Raw genomic sequence first — 17,791 nt, forward strand, 5'->3', positions numbered from 1 at the left:
GAGGTATGGAGCAGCATGGTGGTGTCTCTTCCGGCGGCCGGTCCGGTGGTCCTTCCACTGGTCCGCCCAGTGGTCTGTCCAGTGGTCCGCCCAGTGGTCCGTCCAGTGGTCTGTCCGGCGGCAACGAGCTGGGTGACTTCCTGCGTGCCCGCCGTGCCGCGCTCGATCCGCGTCGGGCGGGTGTGCCGGACGACGGGCGGCTGCGCCGGGTGCCGGGCCTGCGCCGGGAGGAGCTGGCCCAGCTCGCGCACGTGAGCATCGACTACGTCGTACGGCTGGAGCAGGGCCGGACCCGCCGGGTGTCCCGCCCGGTCCTCGACGCGCTCGCGGACGCGCTGGAGCTCGCCCCGGACGAGCGCGCGTACCTCTTCGCCGTGGCCGACGTGACGCAGGCCGCCCCCGCGCGGCAGCCGGCCGGGGCCGGGGCGCCTCCCGGGGGGGAGGGTCGGCCGGCCGCTGCTGCAACTGCTCGACGGCATGCGTGACATCCCCGCGATGGTTCTGAACCGCCGTATGGACGTGCTGGCCTGGAACAAGGCGGCCACCGCCCTGCTGACCGACTTCGGCGCGCTGCCCCCGGCCGAGCGGAACCTGATCCGGCTGACCTTCCTCGACGACGCCTTCCGGGACCTTTACGCGGACTGGCCGCGCGCGGCTCGTGAGTGCGTGGCGGTGCTGCGGATGGAGGCGGGCCGGCACCCCGAGGACCAGGCGCTGGCCGTGCTGGTGGGCGAACTGAGCGTGCGGGACCCGGACTTCAGGAACTGGTGGGGCAGCCACCTGGTGCGCGGCCCCCGGCAGCTCACCAAGACCTACCACCACCCGGTCGCGGGCCCACTCACCCTCGACGTCCAGCAGCTCTCCGTCGACACCCAGCCCGACCAGCGGCTCGTCGCCTACACCGCCCCGCCCGACTCCCCGTCCCAGGAGGCCCTGCGCTTCCTCCTCCAGTGGTCGGCCCGCAGCGCCGCCGGAGCCAACTGACTGGGGCCGCAAGGGCCTTGACCGCCTCGGCCGCATGAACCGTCAAGCCGTACGGCATGTGACGGCATGCAACCTAAGTTTCACGGTTGAAAGCTGTGAGTCACCACCGGGCTACTTGCCGCTCCCCGAGGCCGGCCACAGCATGAGGCGACTGATTCGCGGGCGGTCCGCGCACAGGGCCTTGACCTGCGAAGAGTCGATCCGTCGTGTCTGCGAACGGCCTGTTCGCCGTGTCCGCGGACGGTCCGTCCGATGTGTCTGCGGACGGTCCGTCCGATGTGTCTGCGGACGGCCCGCCCGTCCTGCACGTGAATGGCCCGCCCGTTGCGCACGAGAACGGCCCACCCCCCTCGATCGGGAGACCCTGTGAGCTTACGAAACGTCCCTTCCCCGCACTCCGCTGCCTTCCCGGCGCTCGGCCGCCGCGGTTTCCTCGGCCGTACCGCCGGTGTCGCAGCCGGCGCAGCGCTCCTGGGCGGTGTGGAAACCGGCCCCGCCTCGGCCGCTTCCCGCGCCGTCGGCAGCGACGCCGGGCGGCCGGTGCGTACGGAGTCCGGTCTGGTGACCGGTGTTCAGGCCGCACTCGACGGCGTCACCGTCTACAAGGGAATCCCCTACGCGGCCTCCACCGCCGGGCAGAACCGCTGGCGCGCGCCGCGGCCCGCACCGTCCTGGAAGGGCATCCGCAAGGCGGACACCTGGGGTGCGGCATGCCCGCAGCCCGTCTCGGGCATAGCCGCCGACAAGGTGCCCCCGCTGAGCGAGGACTGCCTGAACCTCAACATCTGGACGGGCGAGGCCAGTTCGCGTGCGCGCCGCCCGGTCTTCGTGTGGATCTACGGTGGGCGCAACACCGCCATGTGGGCCTCGCAGCCGGTGTACGACGGTGCCAACCTGGCGGACAAAGGCGTGGTCGTCGTCACCTTCAACCACCGCGTCGGCGCCTTCGGCAACCTCGCCCACCCCGGCCTGAGCGCCGAGTCCGGACACGGCGGCTCCGGCAACTGGGGTGTGCTGGACACGGTGGCGGCGCTGAAGTGGATCCGGCGGAACATCGCCGCGTTCGGCGGGGACCCGGACCGGGTGACCATCGGCGGCTGGTCGCACGGCTCGTCGTTCGTCAACATCTCGATGATCTCCCGGCTGCCCCGGGGCCTGTACCACCGGGCTCTGCTGGCCGCCGGGGTGCAGTACACCAAGGACCCGGCGCTCGGCCATGTGGCGGGCGGCTACAGGACGCTGGCCGCCGCCGAGGCCAACGGCACCGCGTTCGCGGCGTACATGGGCGCCTCGTCGACGGACGGACTGCGGGCGCTGTCCGCGGCCGAGATCGTGTCCAAGGTCTACGCGGCCGACGCGCCGTCCGCCGGCACCGACTTCGGCAACGTCCTCGACGGGTACGTACTGCCGACCTCGTACACCGAGGCCATGGAGTCCGGCGCCGAGGCCGATGTGCCGGTCCTCACCGGCAACAACAAGGACGAGAACGGCGCCTCGCCGAACCTGAGGATGACGGTCGCCCAGTTCCAGGCGTACGCCGAGTCCGAATTCGCCGACCGGGCAACGGAGTTCCTCGCCCTCTACCCGGCCGCCACCGACGAGGAGGCGGCAGCGCAGTACAACAACTACGCGCGCGACGAGGAACGCGTCTCGACCTTCCTGTGGGGCACGCAGTTCAAGGAGACCGCCGCGAACAGGAGCCCGGTCTACAACTACTGGTGGACGCACGTCCCGCCGGGCTCCGACACCACCAACCCGATCGAGCCCGCGAACGGCGCGGGCGCGTACCACGGCGCCGAGAAGTACTACCTCTTCGGGAACCTCTACGGCACCGACCGCCCCTGGACCGAAGCGGACCACGCCATCGCCGACACCACTTCCTCGTACGTGGCCAACTTCTGCGCCACCGGTAACCCCAACGGCCGCCACTCCCTGCCGGCGTGGCCTGCCCTGCGTACGTCGAAGCCGTTGTCGATGGAGCTCGGGGACGGCTTCGCCCCCGTCCCGGCGGCGGACAGCGACGCCAAGTACGCCTTTCTGAAGGACTACTTGGAGTCGCGGACGACGGAGTACTGACCCGTCGTTCAGTTCCCTGTACGGGCGCGCAGCCTTCGCCTGAGGGCGCCCAGTGTGCGGCGCGCCTTGGAGACGGTCGCGCCGGCGAGGTCCCCGGCGGTGTGTACGGCCGCGCTCAGGAAAGCGGTGGCGGGCTGCCTGGGTGCGGTTCCGCCGTCGCGCGCGTCCAGGAGTTCCTGGAAGAGGGCGGCGCACTGTGCGGCGATCGGCTCGGGGTCGTACCGCATGCCCTTCGACAGGGCTTCCCGGCCCATGAGTTGGCGCCGTTCCGGGTCGTCGATCAGTTCCAGGAGCGCTTTGGCCAGGGCGTCGATGTCGCCGGGCGGCACCAGCAGGCCGTCCACCCCGTGGGTGATGATCTCGCGCGGGCCGTGCGGGCAGTCGGTGCTCACCACGGGCAGACCCACCCGCATGGCCTCGACGATGGCCATGCCGAAGGACTCCATCCGTGAGGACAGCACCAGGATCGACGCCTTGGCCATCTCCGGTTCGACGGGGGTGACGTTGCCCAGGAAGGTGATGCTGTCGGTGAGCCCCAACTTCTTCACCAGTGACTTCAGTTCGCGGTCCTGCGGCCCGATGCCGCAGATCCGCAGTCCCCAGTCCGGGCGCTCGGCCACGACCTGGGCGAAGGCCCCGATCAGGTCCTGGTAGCGCTTCACCGGAGCGGTCCGGCCGACCGCGATGATCTGCGGGGCGGAGCCGTCGGAGGGGGCGATGCCCGGATCGGGGATGCTGTTGGGGAGGGTGGAAATCCGTACGCCCGGCAGCCACATCCGCCTGCGGTACGCCTCGGCATCGGCGTGGGTGGTGGTGGTCACCGCGTCGAGCCGGCGGTACACGCGGCGCAGCGTGAGGTTGAGCTGGGACGGGTGGGCGTCGAGCGACAGGTGTTCCTGGCCGACCTTTATGACGTGGGCCGGGGCCTGGCGGGCGATGTGCACGTTGAGTCCGGGGCGGGTGCCGACGACGACGTCGGTATCCAGTTCGGCGAGGAATTCGCCGATTCGCCGGTCCGTCAAAGCGCTGTACTGGTGATGCCGGTGGTCGCTGCGGGGGAAGTCGTCGGCGGGGAGCTCGAATTCAGGGTGTTCGCCGTCGTATCCGGGGCTCTTCTTGTCGGTGTCAACGAGATGCCGGAGGTGTACGCGTTTGTCATAGGTGAAGCGGGGGATTTTGCGATGCCGAAAGACGGACACCACCTCCACCTCGTGACCCAACTCGGCAAGCGCGCCTGAGAGGTTGCAGGTCGTGCGGATCGTCCCGCCGACGCCGTAACCGTTGTGGATCAGAAAAGTGACGCGCATACGCGTAGTTCCCCCGTTGAATCCGTGCTCCCCGCAGGCTTCACGCCCGCCCCCGAACGTTGGATCTTAGCGCGGCCTGTGGGGTATCTGTTCGTGAGCGATCTGCCCGCGAATGTTCTGCCCTCGAATGTTCTGTTCGTGAGTTTTCTGTTCTTGAGGGTTCTGTTCTTGAGGGTTCTGAAAGGGGCAGGTCTCGCCGGGGGAGAGTCGGTGCGCACATCCCGGGTTCGCTGGACATCCGGTGCCCAGTCGGCGCCTAATGCTCCGGCTTTTCGCGTTCGGACAGCGGCGGAAGGTTCCGTCGTGGTGTCCCGACCGGCTCGGCGTCCGGCGCGAGTTCACCGCGGGCGCGACGCCAGCCCGCCCGGGCTCGCGGATGGTAGCGGCGGTCGTGCGGTACGAGCTTGAACACAGAGTTGATCACCTGGCAGGCCCTGCGATGCCGCCGGGCGTCGCGCCCCGACCAGGTGAAGCCGAGCAGGTCGCGGACCTCCCCGTCGTACAGCCCGACGGTGAACCAGACGAAGGTCCGCCCGATCAGCGCGCCGACCGGACGCCACACCGCGTTCGGCAGCCACGGCAGAAACGGCGGCCTCGCGATCCCGGTTATGTCGAGCACGTCCCGGGTGGCCTTGTTGTCCTCCAGGACCTCCGCGCACATGTGCTTCCAGTAGAGCTGGAAGTCCTCCCAGCTCTCCGGCACCGGCCGCATACTCATGCCGTACATCCGGTACCACTGCACATGCTCGTCGAACAGCCGGCGCTTCTCCGCCTCACCGATGCCACCCGCGAAGTGCTCCGCGATCAGGATCGTGCTGACGAAGAACGTGGAGTGCGCCCAGTAGTAGGTGTCAGGGTCCAGCGCGTGGTACCGGCGGCCCTGGGCATCGACGCCCCTTATCCGGTCGTGGTAGCCACGCACCTCGAGCGCGGTCCGCCGCGCGCGCGGGCCGTCGTAGACGACTCCACTGATGGGATAGAGCGAGCGGAACAGCCGCTGCCAGCGCTCCTCGAAGAACCGCGAGTGCTCTTCGACGCCTGCGCCCAGCCCGGGATGCATGTTCTGCATCGACCCCGCCCACAACGCGGTGAGAATCCCGCGCCAGTCACCGAGATACTTCCAGGTCAGCGACTCAGGCCCGAGCGGCTCCGGCGGCTCGTCCACTAACTCCCGTTCCCCATGCGGCATTTGACTGATCGAGTCCATGCTCATGCTCAGACCATGCCCGTCCGTGACGGATTCCGGAAGCTTGTGCGGCCGCCTGGGCCTCGGGGCGGATCGGCCAGGCGGGCAACGTCGAAGGGCTCCGCTGCGAACGGTGGGGCACTGGCGGGGGTGTTCACCTGGGTTCATGGGCGGCTGGCCCATGGGTGCGACTCGGCTCCTGGAGCGGAGGGCCTTCGGGGCTACAGACCCCGAAGCGCCTGATAGAGATCGTCGTAGGCGCTCCAGCAGCCGATACTGCCGTCGTCGTTCAGACTGCCCATGTACCAGTCGTCGTCGTTGACCGGCTTCACCAGACACAGCCCATGGAACCCCAAGACGATCTCGGGGCAGAGCCGTTCATCCTGCGCCGGCCAGCCCAGCCAGATCACTACGCGATCGGCGTCGAGAGCCGTGGCCTCCTGATCGCCGGACACCTTGCGGATCTCTTCCAGAGTCCACCCTGCCGGTAGCTGCCCGCTTGCCATCCAACGATGATGCCAGCCGTTGGGGTAGCCGAGTCCGGCGTTGTTGATGTCAGTTGCGGATGTGAGGAGCGTTCTGGTCGGTAGCTCTATGTGGATCGGTTGCTTGGGGTCATTCCGGTTGGTCGGGTGGGTCTGAGGGGTGCTGAAGGTCAGGGGTGGTTGCTGGGGTTGCTGTATCTGGTTGCTGTACGGTCTGGGTGGCTTTGCGGGCGGTGGCGAGATTGTTGCGGCTGGTCAGGGTGCTCGGGTGGGTGTCACCAAGGACCTGCTCGTATTGGGTGAGGGTGGCCTCGTACAGGGGGATGGCGCGGTCCAGATCCCCCGCCGACTGGTAGGCGGTGGCGAGGTTGTTGCGGCTGGTCAGGGTGCTCGGGTGGGTGTCACCAAGGACCTGCTCGTATTGGGTGAGGGTGGCCTCCAGCAGGGGGATGGTGCGGTCCAGATCCCCCGCCGACTGGTAGGCGAGCGCGAGGTTGTTGCGGCTGTTCAGGGTGTTCGGGTGGGTGTCACCAAGGACCTGCTCGTATTGGGTGAGGGTGGCCTCCAGCAGGGGGATGGTGCGGTCCAGATCCCCCGCCGACTGGTAGGCGAGCGCGAGGTTGTTGCGGCTGGTCAGGGTGTCGGGGTGGGTGTCGCCAAGGACCTGCTCGCGCTGGGTGAGGGTGGCCTCGTACAGGGGGATGGCGCGGTTCAGATCCCCCGCCGACTTATAGGCGAGCGCGAGGTTGTTGCGGCTGTTCAGGGTGCTCGGGTGGATGTCGCCAAGGACCTGCTCGCGCTGGGTGAGGGTGGCCTCGTACAGGGGGATGGCGCGGTTCAGATCCCCCGCCGACTTATAGGCGAGCGCGAGGTTGTTGCGGCTGGTCAGGGTGTCGGGGTGGATGTCGCCAAGCTCCTGTTCGTACTGGGTGAGGGCGGCTGTGCGCAGCGGGATGCTGTGGGCGTCGCGTCCCTGGCGGTACAGGTATTGCGCGGTGGCGTGAAAGGCGTCCGCGGTTTCGGTTGATGCGGGGCTGTGGGGTGGTGTTGATGCGGCGAGGGCGACCACATGGGGGAGGAGGCGTTCCCACTGTGGGGTGTTCGTGTCCTCGGTGGGTATGGCCTGCCGGATGAGGTGTTCGGCGTCTTGCCGTCCGGGTGGGTGTCCGTCCGGTCCGGTGGCGGGGCGGTGTTGCAGGACGGTCTGCACGAGGCGGTGGACGCTGATGGCATGGCGGTCGGCGCTGTAGGAGATCATGTTGTAGGAATGCAGCGCACCCAGGGCTTCGCCGAGCGTGCGGGTGTCGGGGCACAGCGGGGCGAGCAGGGTGCGGGGGATGTCGTCGGGTGCGAGCCAGGCCATCGCGTCGAGCAGGGTGACCGCGCGCGGGTTGCGGTGTTCGACGGCGGTCAGGGTGTGGCGCCAGATACGGGCGATGGTGCGCTCGGGATCGATACCGCCCACGGCGGTGTCCATGACCTGCCCCAGCAGGGTCCTGTAATCGGCCAGCTCGGTTCCGGTCTCGAAGAGGTAGGCGCCCGCCTGTTCCAGGGCCAGGGGCAGGTAGCCGAGTTCGGCGGCGAGTGCGTCGGCCTCCTCGCGCTGGTGCGGGGTGGGAGTCTGTCCCTCGCCGAGGGCGAGGGTGCACAGCAGACTCACGGCTGCGTCGGCATCGAGCAGGCCCAGGGGCATGGTGGGGGCGATCGCGTGCCAGCCGGTTGCGGTGCGGCTGGTGGCCAGGTGGTGGCCGTCCGGGAGGGCGCCGAGGTAGTGGCGCAGGTCATCGGGGTGTTCGACGTTGTCGAAGACGAGCAGCCAGCCGGGGTGCCATTGCAGCCACAGGATGGCCCAGGCCGCCCGCTCCTGCACGTCCGCCGTTGGAGCCCACTGCGGGCACAGCCGCAGGGCGAGGGAGGCCAGGCCGGTGACGATCTGCTCGGTGGTGGCGGCGTTGAGCCACCACACCAGCGTGTAGGTGTGCCGGTGGATGTGGGCGTAGTGCAGGGCGAGGGTGCTCTTGCCGATCCCGCCCAGCCCGTGGATCGCCCGCGTCCCGGACACCTGAGTGACCGCCGCCTCCCCCTCATCCGTCAGGAGCCGGCGCAGCCGGGCGAGTTCGTCCTCGCGTCCGACGAAGACCCCGGAGGCCGACCCGGGGAGATTCGTCGCTCCCGGCGGCGCGTCCACCGCCTTCGCCCAGCGCACCGCCTCGGCCGGCAGCATCACCACCCGCGCACCGTCACCGGTGATGGCCACCCCGACATCGCCGCCCACCCCAATGGACCGCGCACCCGTCGCCTCCACACCACTGCCCCCAGGGGCGGGACGGTCGGTCATGGCCTGATCGTCGTGTTGTCCCCGGTGACGGCGGTACCGATGGTCTTGGCAGCGATGGACCGCTCACCGGACGCCGTCACGTTCACCGTCTCCCCGCCGACAGGCAGGATCCGGGCCAACTCGGCCAGCAACTCGGCGTCCTCCCGCAGGGCCCGCTTGATCTGCTGACGCAGGGCGGCCGCCGCATCCTCATCGCCGGGTGCGTCGGCCGTGTCCTGGACCGCGGCCTCCAGCTCCGCCCGGCCCTGCGCGTCACGACGGCGCCAGACCGCCTGAAGCATGCGCCGCCCCAGGTTCGCCGTGGCGTCCACGGCCGCGTCCTCGGCCCGGGTCAGGACCGCCACCCCGTACGCACCCACCGCAGTCGTCAGATACGGACCCGCCTGCCCGACCAACTGCACGATCTCAGCACTCACTTGATCCCCCGACCACTGGCGGCCGACCTCTTGCCGCTCCGAAGGACCAGCGTAGAAACACCGCCCCCTTCACGAAACCAAAACGCCCGAACCGGGCGCGACGGTTCCCCAGGCTTGTCACAGACGACCGACTCGGTGGCTTGTCGCTGAAACCCAGTTCTGCGGTCGGTCCTGGCTGCGTCAGCATGTACGGCAGTAATGATCCTGAGGCGTTGTGGAGGGACCTGGTGTACGCGGGACGCGAGCCGAGACTGATCTTGCTGTGCGGACTTCCTGGTTCCGGGAAGACAACGCTGGCCAAGCGCCTGGCGCGCGAGATTCCGGCGGTGCGTCTGTGCCCGGACGAATGGATGGCGGATCTCGGTGTCGACTTGTTTGACGCGCAAACACGCGACCTGCTGGAGAGGCGTTTTTCCCAGCATGCCCAGGAGCTGTTGAAGCTCGGACAGAGCGTGATCCTGGAGTTCGGCTTCTGGGCCCGCTCTGAGCGGGAGGAGAAGCGCCTCGGGGCGCGCGCACTCGGAGTTCCTGTCGAACTGCACTACCTTGCGGCGCCGATTGATGAACTGTGCCGCCGCCTCGATGCCCGCAACGGGGAGGGCAAGCGGGGGACGGCCCCGATCACGCGCGAGATGCTTGAGGAGTACGCAGAGCTCTTCGAGACCCCGAGCAGCGATGAACTCAGCCTGTTCGACGAACCGCCTCCGGGACGGAGGGGGTGACTGCGCCCGTCCGGTTCCGGATGAGGCCGAGCCCCTATGCCACGACTTCAGCTCGCATCCCCCGATCGTGGTCACCCACACGCTTTCCGACTTGGGGTCTCGCTAGAACGGTCGTGAACGGGGCTGAATGAGAAGGAAATTGAGAAGGGCCGACCCGTTCGTACTTGTTCGTTGGCTAGGGCTCGTTGCTGACTGACGTGGCCCAGTCGCGGAACAGGCGCAGCACTTCCCCGAGGTTGAGCGGGCCGCAGGACGCCTCAAAGACGTCGTCCGACACCTTCGCCATCACCCAGTCGGAGTCGCTGCGTTGTACGTCTGTACTCAGGCAGGGACGACCGGACAGCGCCGTCTCCTCGAGATCGATGCGTACTGTCCAGCCTGGGTTGTCGAGCGTTTCGATCCGAACGCCCCATTCGTGTTCCCAGTCGCCGTCGCACTGGGCTTGGTACCACTGCTCCAGCCAACCGAGTTCTCGCCGGTATCTGCCATGACGGCAGATCGTACGACGTCGTGATCTGGCTCGTACGGGCGTATATGCGTCTGACCCCTCAGCTTGCGAAGCGACGGCGCTCGTGGTGCATCGCCGCCGTCACCGGCGTTGATTACATCTCTACTGATACATGCTCTCGGGAGCGGCGTACGCCAGGGACCACCCGGGACTCCTGCCAAGCGTGGTTGTCAGTGCCCGGCCCTAGTGTGCCCGCGTGACGACGTTTCGATCCGGCTTCACGCTCTGGCAACTGGTGCAGACGGCACGGGAACTGACTGAGGATGCGCGCGTCTGGGAGCGCGTCGACGCGGTGCTGCACATCATGGGCGGCCTCGGTGGGACGTACGGCAAGGGCAGGCCCCTGGTGAACGCCTTGGAGGACGTGGCCCAAGAGGCCATCCTTCAGGGCGACTTCGCATTCGCCCAGCGCTTTCAGCGCTTTGCCGCTTATGCCGGAGGCGAACTGTTCCTCGACATACGGGAGAACTACTACGACGACGAGGCCCGACAGCGCAGCGAGAGACACATGCGCAGGATGGCCGCCATGGGCGCTGACAGGGCGGTCGCCGCTCTGGACGTCCTGTGCCGCGACAAGCCCGACGCAAGCGCCGCCGACGCCCGTGACCTGTTCCGCGGCATAGCCCAGTCCGTCGACCACCTGGGCCTCGGGGACGGCGAGGGAGGGATCCGGCTCTCCACCAAGGAGGCGAGGCGACTCCAGGAATACGGGCACATGGAAATGGTTCTCCGCAACCTGCCTCGGCCCGCCTCCGCCGAGGCCGCACGGATGATGAGCGACATCCTGGCCGATGTCGATGCGGGCATGCTGGCCCAGTTGCTCGAACTGAGGGCCAGGCAGGTCGGCTTGACTGCCCTGCGTGCCGCGGTGGAGGCCCCGGACAGCTCCGAGAGCACCCTCCATGCCTGTCTGAAGAACCAGGAGTGGATCTTCGGCGGAGCCTACGTGGCCGAGCTGGCACGTCGGCAGTACACCCCGGACACCATCCTCGACATCCCTCTCCTGCGTGGCGACGGCTCCCTCCACGTGGTGGAACTCAAGCGCGCCAACATCAAGGACCTGGTCATACGACGCTCCGGCCACCTCATGCTGGGCGCCCCGGCGCATCGAGCGGTCTCTCAGGCGCAGAACTACCTACGGGCCATGGACGAGAACCGCCCGAGCATCCTGGCCGAACACGGAGTCGACACCCGCCGGGCGTCGGCGACGGTCGTGATCGGACACCCGCGGTACGTGACCGGGGACGTCACGTCCCAGGAGATCGCGGAGACGCTGCGAACCTACAACACGCACCAGGCGCGCATTGAAGTGATCACGTACGAGACCCTGCTGGATTCGGCCTCCCGCATGCTGGCCCTGTCATCGGCACGGCAGGACGCAGACCCCGACCTGGCCGAGGAGCCCGCCGCATGACCGACACACCACCCGCGATCGAACCGCTCCTGGCCCGCTTGTGCGGCGGTGAGATCACCGACAAGGACTACGTCGGGTACTTCATGAACGAGCACGGAGAGGAACTCGTGTTCGCCCAGCGTCGGGGCGAGAACACCGCCCGGCTCTGGCACAGCGACGCGGACTGGGAGATGTACCGCGTCGGCGACCACTCCATCCGGCTCGACGGCCCGATGGACGGGATGATCACCGTCGCCGACCTGATCATCAACCGCGAGGAGGCGACATGGCTGTCCTCCTGCCTCGCCGCCTCCCGCCACCTACGGCAGAGACGGACCTGACCTCCGGGGCGAGGCCCCAACGGAGGGGCCTGGCTCAACGGTCACGGCGCGGTCCAGTCGGGCCTGGATGCTTTCCCCGCGGTTCCCCGCTCGGTCTGGTGCGGTGGCGAGCGGTGCGTGGTCGGGTGTCAGCAACGGGGATGGACGGTTGCCGTTCCGTACGGTGTGCCGCTGTCGGGGTGCTCGTGGGGTAGAGGGGCACGCACGGACCGTGTGGAGCGCTCGTCGCATGCGCCGATCTCCTGGAAGTTCCGGCGGCCATCTCGGAGGCTGAGCCCGCGGTTCGGGCCGCTTCGGATCTCGTCCGCGTCGTGCTCGTCCTGGCCGTCGTCCTCCCAGAAACAGACATGGCAGATCTCGTACGCTCCGCGCTCGGCAAGGGTGATGAAGCCGCAACAGGGACAGCGGTACGGCCCGCCTGCGGCTGCCCCCTGAGCGTTGATGAAGGTCACGGCCGCAATCCTTGTTCACCGGTACGGATGGGTCACGGCGTTTCCTCGGCAGTGGCTTGATCGACAGAGACCGCGTCACGCCGGGCCGCTCTCCAAACGGCCGTAGTGCATTAAGGCGCATGCTTTCCAACTGTGTTGGTGGGCTGTTGGGGTGTGTGCGGGGGCGTTCACTTGGGTTCATGGGCCGTCGGCCGTCGGCATCGCAACGACTCGGGTCCCGGCCCCGAAGCGATCGAGCGGACGGATCAGCGGGGGCGCGAGGCGCTGGAACGGGATGCGTCGGCCGCGCCCGGGTGTCTCATTGAGGTCGAACAGGTGCCCGTGCCTCCACGGGGCGCTTCGTTTCTCGGCGTCCCGAAGGTGTGCTGCTGCCTGCCGATCGGCAAGAGCTGGAAGACACCCACCGACTTGGCTGACTGAGTCTGCGGTCCCCTGGCTAGGGCGACTGGGCCTGCCAAGACCATCGCGTGACGGCGGCGCTCCTCTGGCAAGGCACTTAGTCACGGCGTCGGCCCCTCGAACTGCCGACGCCGTGACGGATGCCGACCCGGCGGATTCACCGCCGACGACACGGACCCACCCGGCGCAGGGCGGCTTCAGTCTTCGCGTCCGACACCGCGATCGGGTGCGCTCATGTCCCCCGCCCCGGGCGTGCCGTCGGCGAGCCCGTAGCGCAGGTACACGGTGCCCTTCGGGCTGGCTACCGGCGGTTCGAGGAGTGTGACGTTCGTGGGCACCGCGCCACCGTCGAACACCTTCTTCCCGACGCCGAGCATGATCGGGTGCACCCAGAGGTCGAGACGGTCGAAGAGCTTCTCGCGCAGGAGGGCCTGCACCAGGTTCAGGCTCCCGACGACCTTCACGTGCTCGTGCTTGTCACGGATCTCGCGCACCGCGCCGGCCAGGTCCGGGCCGAGTTGCGTCGACCCGGCCCACGAGAGGTCGGGCCTGCCGCGGGAGGCCACGTACTTCGGGACGCTGTTGAAGAGCGTGGCGATCTTGTTGTCCTCCCCGCCCTCCTGGTGCGGCCAGTAGGCGGCGAAGATGTCATACGTTCGCCGGCCGAGTAGGAGCGCGTCCGTGCCCTCGTACGCATCACCGACCTGCGCCCCGGCGACCTCGTCCAGCAGAGGCGCCTGCCAGCCGCCGAACGGGAACCCCACCGGGTCCTCGTCGGGGCCGCCGGGCGCCTGCCCGACGAGGTCGAGGGTTGCGAACATCTCGACGTGGATGAGGCCCATGCCGTACTCCCGATGAGTTGGTTTTCTCGGTCGGAAGGTAGACCTGCGGGCGTCGCCGGACTCATCGCTGCGACGGCACCCGACTCCACCCATTTACGGAACATGAGACCGACAACGTCGAAGGGCCCCACCGCGAACGGTGGGGCCCTTCGAGTCGTGCCCGGTGAGGCACTGGCGGAGGATACGAGATTCGAACTCGTGAGGGGTTGCCCCCAACACGCTTTCCAAGCGTGCGCCCTAGGCCACTAGGCGAATCCTCCGCGGCAAACAATACAAGACGTTGAGGAGTGCTCGCGAACTCGTTCCCCCCGCTCAGATCCTGTACCCTGTGCGGAGCCCCTCACGTGGCGCTATCTGACTGAACTCCCCCAGGGCCGGAAGGCAGCAAGGGTAGGTTGGCTCTGGCGGGTGCGTGGGGGGCGCTTGCGTTTGCGGTCCGGGTTGTCAGTGGGCGCCTATAACCTCGTATGCGTGTCGTCTCTCGCGCTGTACCGCCGTTATCGCCCGGAGTCGTTCGCCGAGGTCATCGGGCAGGAGCATGTAACCGACCCGTTGCAGCAGGCGCTGCGGAACAACCGGGTCAATCACGCGTACCTGTTCAGCGGCCCGCGCGGGTGCGGGAAGACCTCCAGCGCGCGGATTCTGGCCCGCTGCCTCAACTGCGAGCAGGGGCCGACGCCGACCCCGTGCGGAGAGTGCCAGTCATGCCGGGACCTGGCCAGGAACGGGCCGGGTTCGATCGACGTCATCGAGATCGACGCCGCGTCCCACGGTGGTGTCGACGACGCCCGTGACCTGCGAGAGAAGGCTTTCTTCGGGCCCGCCGGCAGTCGGTACAAGATCTACATCATCGACGAGGCCCATATGGTCACGTCGGCCGGCTTCAACGCGCTGCTGAAGGTCGTCGAAGAGCCGCCCGAGCATCTGAAGTTCATCTTCGCCACCACCGAACCCGAGAAGGTCATCGGGACGATCCGGTCGCGTACCCACCACTACCCGTTCCGGCTCGTGCCGCCGGGGACCCTCCGGGAGTACCTGGGTGAGGTCTGCGGGCATGAGGGCATTCCCGTCGAGGACGGGGTGCTGCCGCTGGTCGTACGGGCCGGTGCCGGGTCCGTGCGTGACTCCATGTCCGTCATGGACCAGCTGCTCGCGGGGGCGGGCGACGCCGGTGTGACATACGCCATGGCCACCTCGCTGCTCGGGTACACGGACGCGTCGCTGCTCGATTCGGTTGTCGAGGCCTTCGCCGCGGGGGACGGCGCCGTGGCCTTCGAGATCGTGGACCGGGTCATCGAGGGCGGTAACGATCCCCGGCGGTTCGTTGCCGACCTGCTGGAGCGGCTGCGGGATCTGGTGATCCTGGCCGCCGTGCCGGACGCCGCGGAGAAGGGGCTCATCGACGCCCCTGTCGACGTGGTGGAGCGGATGCAGGCCCAGGCGGGCGTTTTCGGCGCCGCCGAGCTGAGCCGTTCCGCCGATCTCGTCAACGAAGGCCTGACGGAGATGCGTGGCGCCACCTCGCCGCGACTCCAGCTCGAACTCATCTGCGCGCGCGTGCTGCTTCCCGCCGCGTACGGGGACGAGCGATCCGTCATGGCCCGCCTGGACCGTATCGAGCGCGGCGTGAACTTCTCCGGTGGCGGGGGTGGACCTGCCATGGGGTACGTGCCTGGGGCTGACCAGCATGGCTATGGGCATGGGCCTGCGCACAGTGGGACGGGGGGTTCGCCGGCCGCCCCGGCCGCCCCGGCCGGTCAGGCGGCTCCAGCGGCTGCACAAGGACAGGCGGTTCCACCAGGCGGTGGGGTCGCGGCGGCTCGGGCCGCCGCGCGCGCGGCGGGGCCTGGGCCAGCCCCCGACTCCGCTGCCCCGGTCGCTCCTCCGGCGGCGGCTCCGGTCGCTCCTCCAGTGACTCCTGCACCTCCTGTGACTCCGGCGCCTCCTGTGGCTGAGCAGCAGCCGCAACCGCAAGCTCCGGCCACGCCCGCACCCGCGCCCGCCGCTTCCCCTGCACCCCCCGGTCCGTCGGGCGCCGCGCCCGGCGCCTGGCCCACCGCGACGGCCGCGGGCAGCGGCCGCCGTCCCGGCGGTTGGCCCACGGCGGCACCCACGGGCGGCGGCGGCCAGCCACCGGCCGCGCCCTCGGCCCCGGCACCATCGGCTTCGGCACCCGCCCCGGCTCCTGCCGCCGCCTCACCGGCCGCCCAGGCTCCCCCGAGCGGCGGCCCCGACCCCCGCCTCCTGTGGCCGAACATCCTGGAGGCGGTGAAGAACCGTCGCCGGTTCACCTGGATCCTGCTCAGCCAGAACGCGCAGGTGACCGGGTTCGACGGTACGACTCTGCAGATCGGCTTCGTCAACGCGGGCGCCCGGGACAACTTCGCGAGCAGCGGCAGCGAGGAGGTGCTGCGGCAGGCGCTGTCCGAGCAGTTCAACGTCCAGTGGAAGATCGACGCGATCGTCGACACCTCGGGTGGCTCCGGTGGTCCAGGTGGCTCGGCGCCGCCCGCTCCGGCCGGTCCAGGGTTCGGCGGCGGATACGGCGGGGCGCAAACAGCCCCCCACTCCGCACCCCAGCAGCAGTCGGCACCGGCATCGCGCCCCGCCGCGTCGCCGGGCCAGTCGATGAGCCACGCCCCGGCCGCGCCCGCCCCGGCACCCAATCCGGCTCCCGCCGCCCCCGAACCACCCCCGGTCGCCCCCGAGGACGACATTCCCGAGGACGACGACCCCGACCTCGTAGAGTCCGCCCTCTCGGGCTACGACCTGATCGTCCGCGAACTGGGCGCGACGGTGGTGGAGGAGTTCTCGAACGAGTAGCGCGCGGATGGCGAGAGGGGTCCCATCCGGTGGCCCACCTTGGAGAATCTGGAGGATCCCACCATTCCTCCAGGCCCCCCGCTTCGGAAGCCCCCACAAAGGCACCCGCCCCCGGCGGTTAGGCTGACCCCGTGAAGGTCCTTGTCATCGGTAGCGGCGCCCGCGAACACGCCCTGTGCCGTTCCCTGTCCCTCGACCCCGACGTCACCGCCCTGTACTGCGCCCCCGGGAACGCAGGCATCGCGGAGGTGGCCGAGCTGCACCCGGTCGACGCCCTCGACGGCGCCGCCGTAGCCGCGCTGGCGACCGAGCTCGGTGCCGAGCTGGTGATCGTGGGCCCGGAGGCCCCGCTTGTCGCGGGGGTCGCCGATGCCGTGCGCGCGGCGGGCATCCCGGTCTTCGGCCCCTCCAAGGAGGCGGCGGAGCTGGAGGGCTCCAAGGCCTTCGCCAAGGATGTGATGGCGGGGGCGGGCGTCCCGACGGCGCGCTCGTACGTCTGCACGACACCCGACGAGGTCGAGGAGGCGCTCGACGCCTTCGGTGCCCCGTACGTCGTGAAGGACGACGGGCTCGCGGCAGGCAAGGGAGTCGTCGTGACCGACGACCTCGCGAAGGCCCGCGACCACGCCAACGCCTGCGACCGCGTCGTCATCGAGGAGTTCCTCGACGGCCCCGAGGTCTCCCTCTTCGCGATCACGGACGGCGAGACCGTGGTCCCGCTGCAGCCCGCCCAGGACTTCAAGCGCGCGCTGGACGGCGACGAGGGCCCGAACACCGGCGGCATGGGTGCGTACTCGCCCCTGCCCTGGGCGGACCCGAAGCTCGTCGAGGAGGTCATGCAGACCGTCCTCCAGCCGACCGTCGACGAATTGCGCCGCCGCGGCACCCCGTTCTCCGGCCTTCTTTACGCGGGTCTGGCGATCACCAGCCGAGGCGTACGGGTCATCGAGTTCAACGCCCGTTTCGGCGACCCCGAGACCCAGGTGGTCCTAGCCCGACTGAAGACCCCTCTCTCCGGCGTGCTCCTGGCTGCGGCGAACGGCACGCTCGCCGACCTGGAACCCCTGCGCTGGAGCGACGCCGCTGCCGTCACCGTGGTCGTCGCCTCGCACAACTACCCGGACACCCCGCGCACCGGCGACCCGATCACCGGGCTCGACGCGGTGGCGGCCCAGGACGCCCCGTACGCGTACGTCCTGCACGCAGGGACGAAGCGCGACGGCGACGCGGTCGTCAGCGCGGGCGGCCGTGTGCTCTCCGTCACGGCGACCGGCACCGACCTGACCGAGGCCCGCGAGCGCGCGTACGCGGCGGTCGCCCGCATCGGCCTCGACGGTTCGCAGCACCGCACGGACATCGCGGCGAAGGCGGCGCAAGAGGCGTAGAACCTGGTCAACACGGTGACGCCCCAATGACCGGCCACGAGTCGGCCGGCAGGCCGTTTGCAGACCCCCAGGCCCCGGATTCCGTACGGAATCCGGGGCCTGATCATTGCCCACCGTCATCCACCTTTCCCCAA

The 17,791-nt window shown here is 69.2% G+C and carries 16 protein-coding genes, 1 tRNA gene and 1 other RNA gene; 9 read left to right on the top strand and 9 right to left on the bottom strand.

The features are described from left to right. Nucleotides 1-5: 5 nt before the first annotated feature. From OG246_RS09990 to OG246_RS10000, 3 genes are all read left to right on the top strand, one after another. On the top strand, nt 6-485 hold the full coding sequence (locus OG246_RS09990) for a helix-turn-helix transcriptional regulator (RefSeq protein ID WP_266458944.1): 480 nt from the start codon (nt 6-8) through the stop codon (nt 483-485). After that, entirely contained in the window at nt 478-984 is a 507-nt protein-coding gene (locus tag OG246_RS09995) for a hypothetical protein (protein ID WP_266458947.1), read from the top strand. The genes OG246_RS09990 and OG246_RS09995 overlap by 8 nt, the downstream gene beginning before the upstream one ends. A 366-nt stretch (nt 985-1,350) precedes the next feature. Then, on the top strand, nt 1,351-3,060 hold the full coding sequence (locus OG246_RS10000; protein WP_266458950.1) for a carboxylesterase/lipase family protein: 1,710 nt from the start codon (nt 1,351-1,353) through the stop codon (nt 3,058-3,060). A gap of 8 nt (nt 3,061-3,068) precedes the next feature. Here the strand turns inward: OG246_RS10000 and OG246_RS10005 are convergent, their stop codons facing one another. From OG246_RS10005 to OG246_RS10025, 5 genes are all read right to left on the bottom strand, one after another. Beyond that, nucleotides 3,069-4,367: a glycosyltransferase family 4 protein gene (locus tag OG246_RS10005; protein WP_266458953.1), complete on the bottom strand. Its 1,299-nt coding sequence runs from the start codon at nt 4,365-4,367 to the stop codon at nt 3,069-3,071. Nucleotides 4,368-4,623: 256 nt separating this feature from the next. Beyond that, nucleotides 4,624-5,532 (bottom strand): oxygenase MpaB family protein, encoded by a 909-nt coding sequence (locus OG246_RS10010; protein ID WP_266458955.1) that lies wholly within the window; start codon nt 5,530-5,532, stop codon nt 4,624-4,626. 242 nt (nt 5,533-5,774) lie between these two features. Then, a complete protein-coding gene (locus tag OG246_RS10015; protein ID WP_266458956.1) occupies nt 5,775-6,059 on the bottom strand; it encodes a hypothetical protein in 285 nt (94 codons plus the stop codon). 109 nt (nt 6,060-6,168) lie between these two features. Beyond that, nucleotides 6,169-8,376, bottom strand: coding sequence for a tetratricopeptide repeat protein (locus tag OG246_RS10020; RefSeq protein ID WP_266458958.1), 2,208 nt, complete (start codon nt 8,374-8,376; stop codon nt 6,169-6,171). Next, complete coding sequence (locus OG246_RS10025) at nt 8,373-8,792, bottom strand: hypothetical protein (protein ID WP_266458961.1); 420 nt, start codon at nt 8,790-8,792, stop codon at nt 8,373-8,375. Before OG246_RS10025 ends, OG246_RS10020 begins: the two co-directional genes overlap by 4 nt. Before the next feature lie 227 nt (nt 8,793-9,019). Between OG246_RS10025 and OG246_RS10030 the strand changes: the two genes are divergently transcribed. Next, complete coding sequence (locus tag OG246_RS10030) at nt 9,020-9,514, top strand: ATP-binding protein (protein WP_266458964.1); 495 nt, start codon at nt 9,020-9,022, stop codon at nt 9,512-9,514. Between the two features lie 175 nt (nt 9,515-9,689). On the opposite strand, the gene OG246_RS10035 is transcribed toward OG246_RS10030, so the two are convergent. After that, nucleotides 9,690-10,013 (bottom strand): immunity 53 family protein, encoded by a 324-nt coding sequence (locus OG246_RS10035; RefSeq protein WP_323178315.1) that lies wholly within the window; start codon nt 10,011-10,013, stop codon nt 9,690-9,692. 205 nt (nt 10,014-10,218) lie between these two features. Here OG246_RS10035 and OG246_RS10040 point away from each other — a divergent pair, with 205 nt between their 5' ends. Both OG246_RS10040 and OG246_RS10045 read left to right on the top strand, forming a co-directional pair. Further along, nucleotides 10,219-11,436 carry a Shedu anti-phage system protein SduA domain-containing protein gene (locus OG246_RS10040; protein WP_266458967.1) on the top strand — a complete coding sequence of 406 codons (1,218 nt, stop codon included), beginning with the start codon at nt 10,219-10,221 and terminating at the stop codon, nt 11,434-11,436. Continuing rightward, nucleotides 11,433-11,756 (top strand): hypothetical protein, encoded by a 324-nt coding sequence (locus OG246_RS10045; protein WP_266458970.1) that lies wholly within the window; start codon nt 11,433-11,435, stop codon nt 11,754-11,756. The genes OG246_RS10040 and OG246_RS10045 overlap by 4 nt, the downstream gene beginning before the upstream one ends. Before the next feature lie 128 nt (nt 11,757-11,884). On the opposite strand, the gene OG246_RS42880 is transcribed toward OG246_RS10045, so the two are convergent. The 3 genes from OG246_RS42880 to OG246_RS10055 form a co-directional block, all read right to left on the bottom strand. Then, nucleotides 11,885-12,208 carry a CPCC family cysteine-rich protein gene (locus OG246_RS42880; protein ID WP_353962474.1) on the bottom strand — a complete coding sequence of 108 codons (324 nt, stop codon included), beginning with the start codon at nt 12,206-12,208 and terminating at the stop codon, nt 11,885-11,887. 596 nt (nt 12,209-12,804) lie between these two features. Further along, nucleotides 12,805-13,449 (bottom strand): dihydrofolate reductase family protein, encoded by a 645-nt coding sequence (locus tag OG246_RS10050; protein WP_266458973.1) that lies wholly within the window; start codon nt 13,447-13,449, stop codon nt 12,805-12,807. Nucleotides 13,450-13,621: 172 nt separating this feature from the next. Next, nucleotides 13,622-13,709 (bottom strand) — tRNA-Ser (locus OG246_RS10055). Nucleotides 13,710-13,780: 71 nt separating this feature from the next. Here OG246_RS10055 and ffs point away from each other — a divergent pair. The 3 genes from ffs to purD all read left to right on the top strand — a co-directional run bounded on the left by ffs (nt 13,781) and on the right by purD (nt 17,657). Then, an RNA gene (gene ffs, locus OG246_RS10060) (signal recognition particle sRNA small type) lies at nt 13,781-13,879 on the top strand. 41 nt (nt 13,880-13,920) lie between these two features. Then, on the top strand, nt 13,921-16,272 hold the full coding sequence (locus tag OG246_RS10065) for a DNA polymerase III subunit gamma and tau (RefSeq protein WP_266458976.1): 2,352 nt from the start codon (nt 13,921-13,923) through the stop codon (nt 16,270-16,272). A 131-nt stretch (nt 16,273-16,403) separates the two neighbouring features. After that, nucleotides 16,404-17,657 carry a phosphoribosylamine--glycine ligase gene (gene purD / locus OG246_RS10070; RefSeq protein ID WP_266458979.1) on the top strand — a complete coding sequence of 418 codons (1,254 nt, stop codon included), beginning with the start codon at nt 16,404-16,406 and terminating at the stop codon, nt 17,655-17,657. Nucleotides 17,658-17,791: the final 134 nt, after the last annotated feature.

The organism is Streptomyces sp. NBC_00620 (assembly GCF_026341825.1).
Taxonomy (GTDB): Bacteria; Actinomycetota; Actinomycetes; order Streptomycetales; family Streptomycetaceae; genus Streptomyces.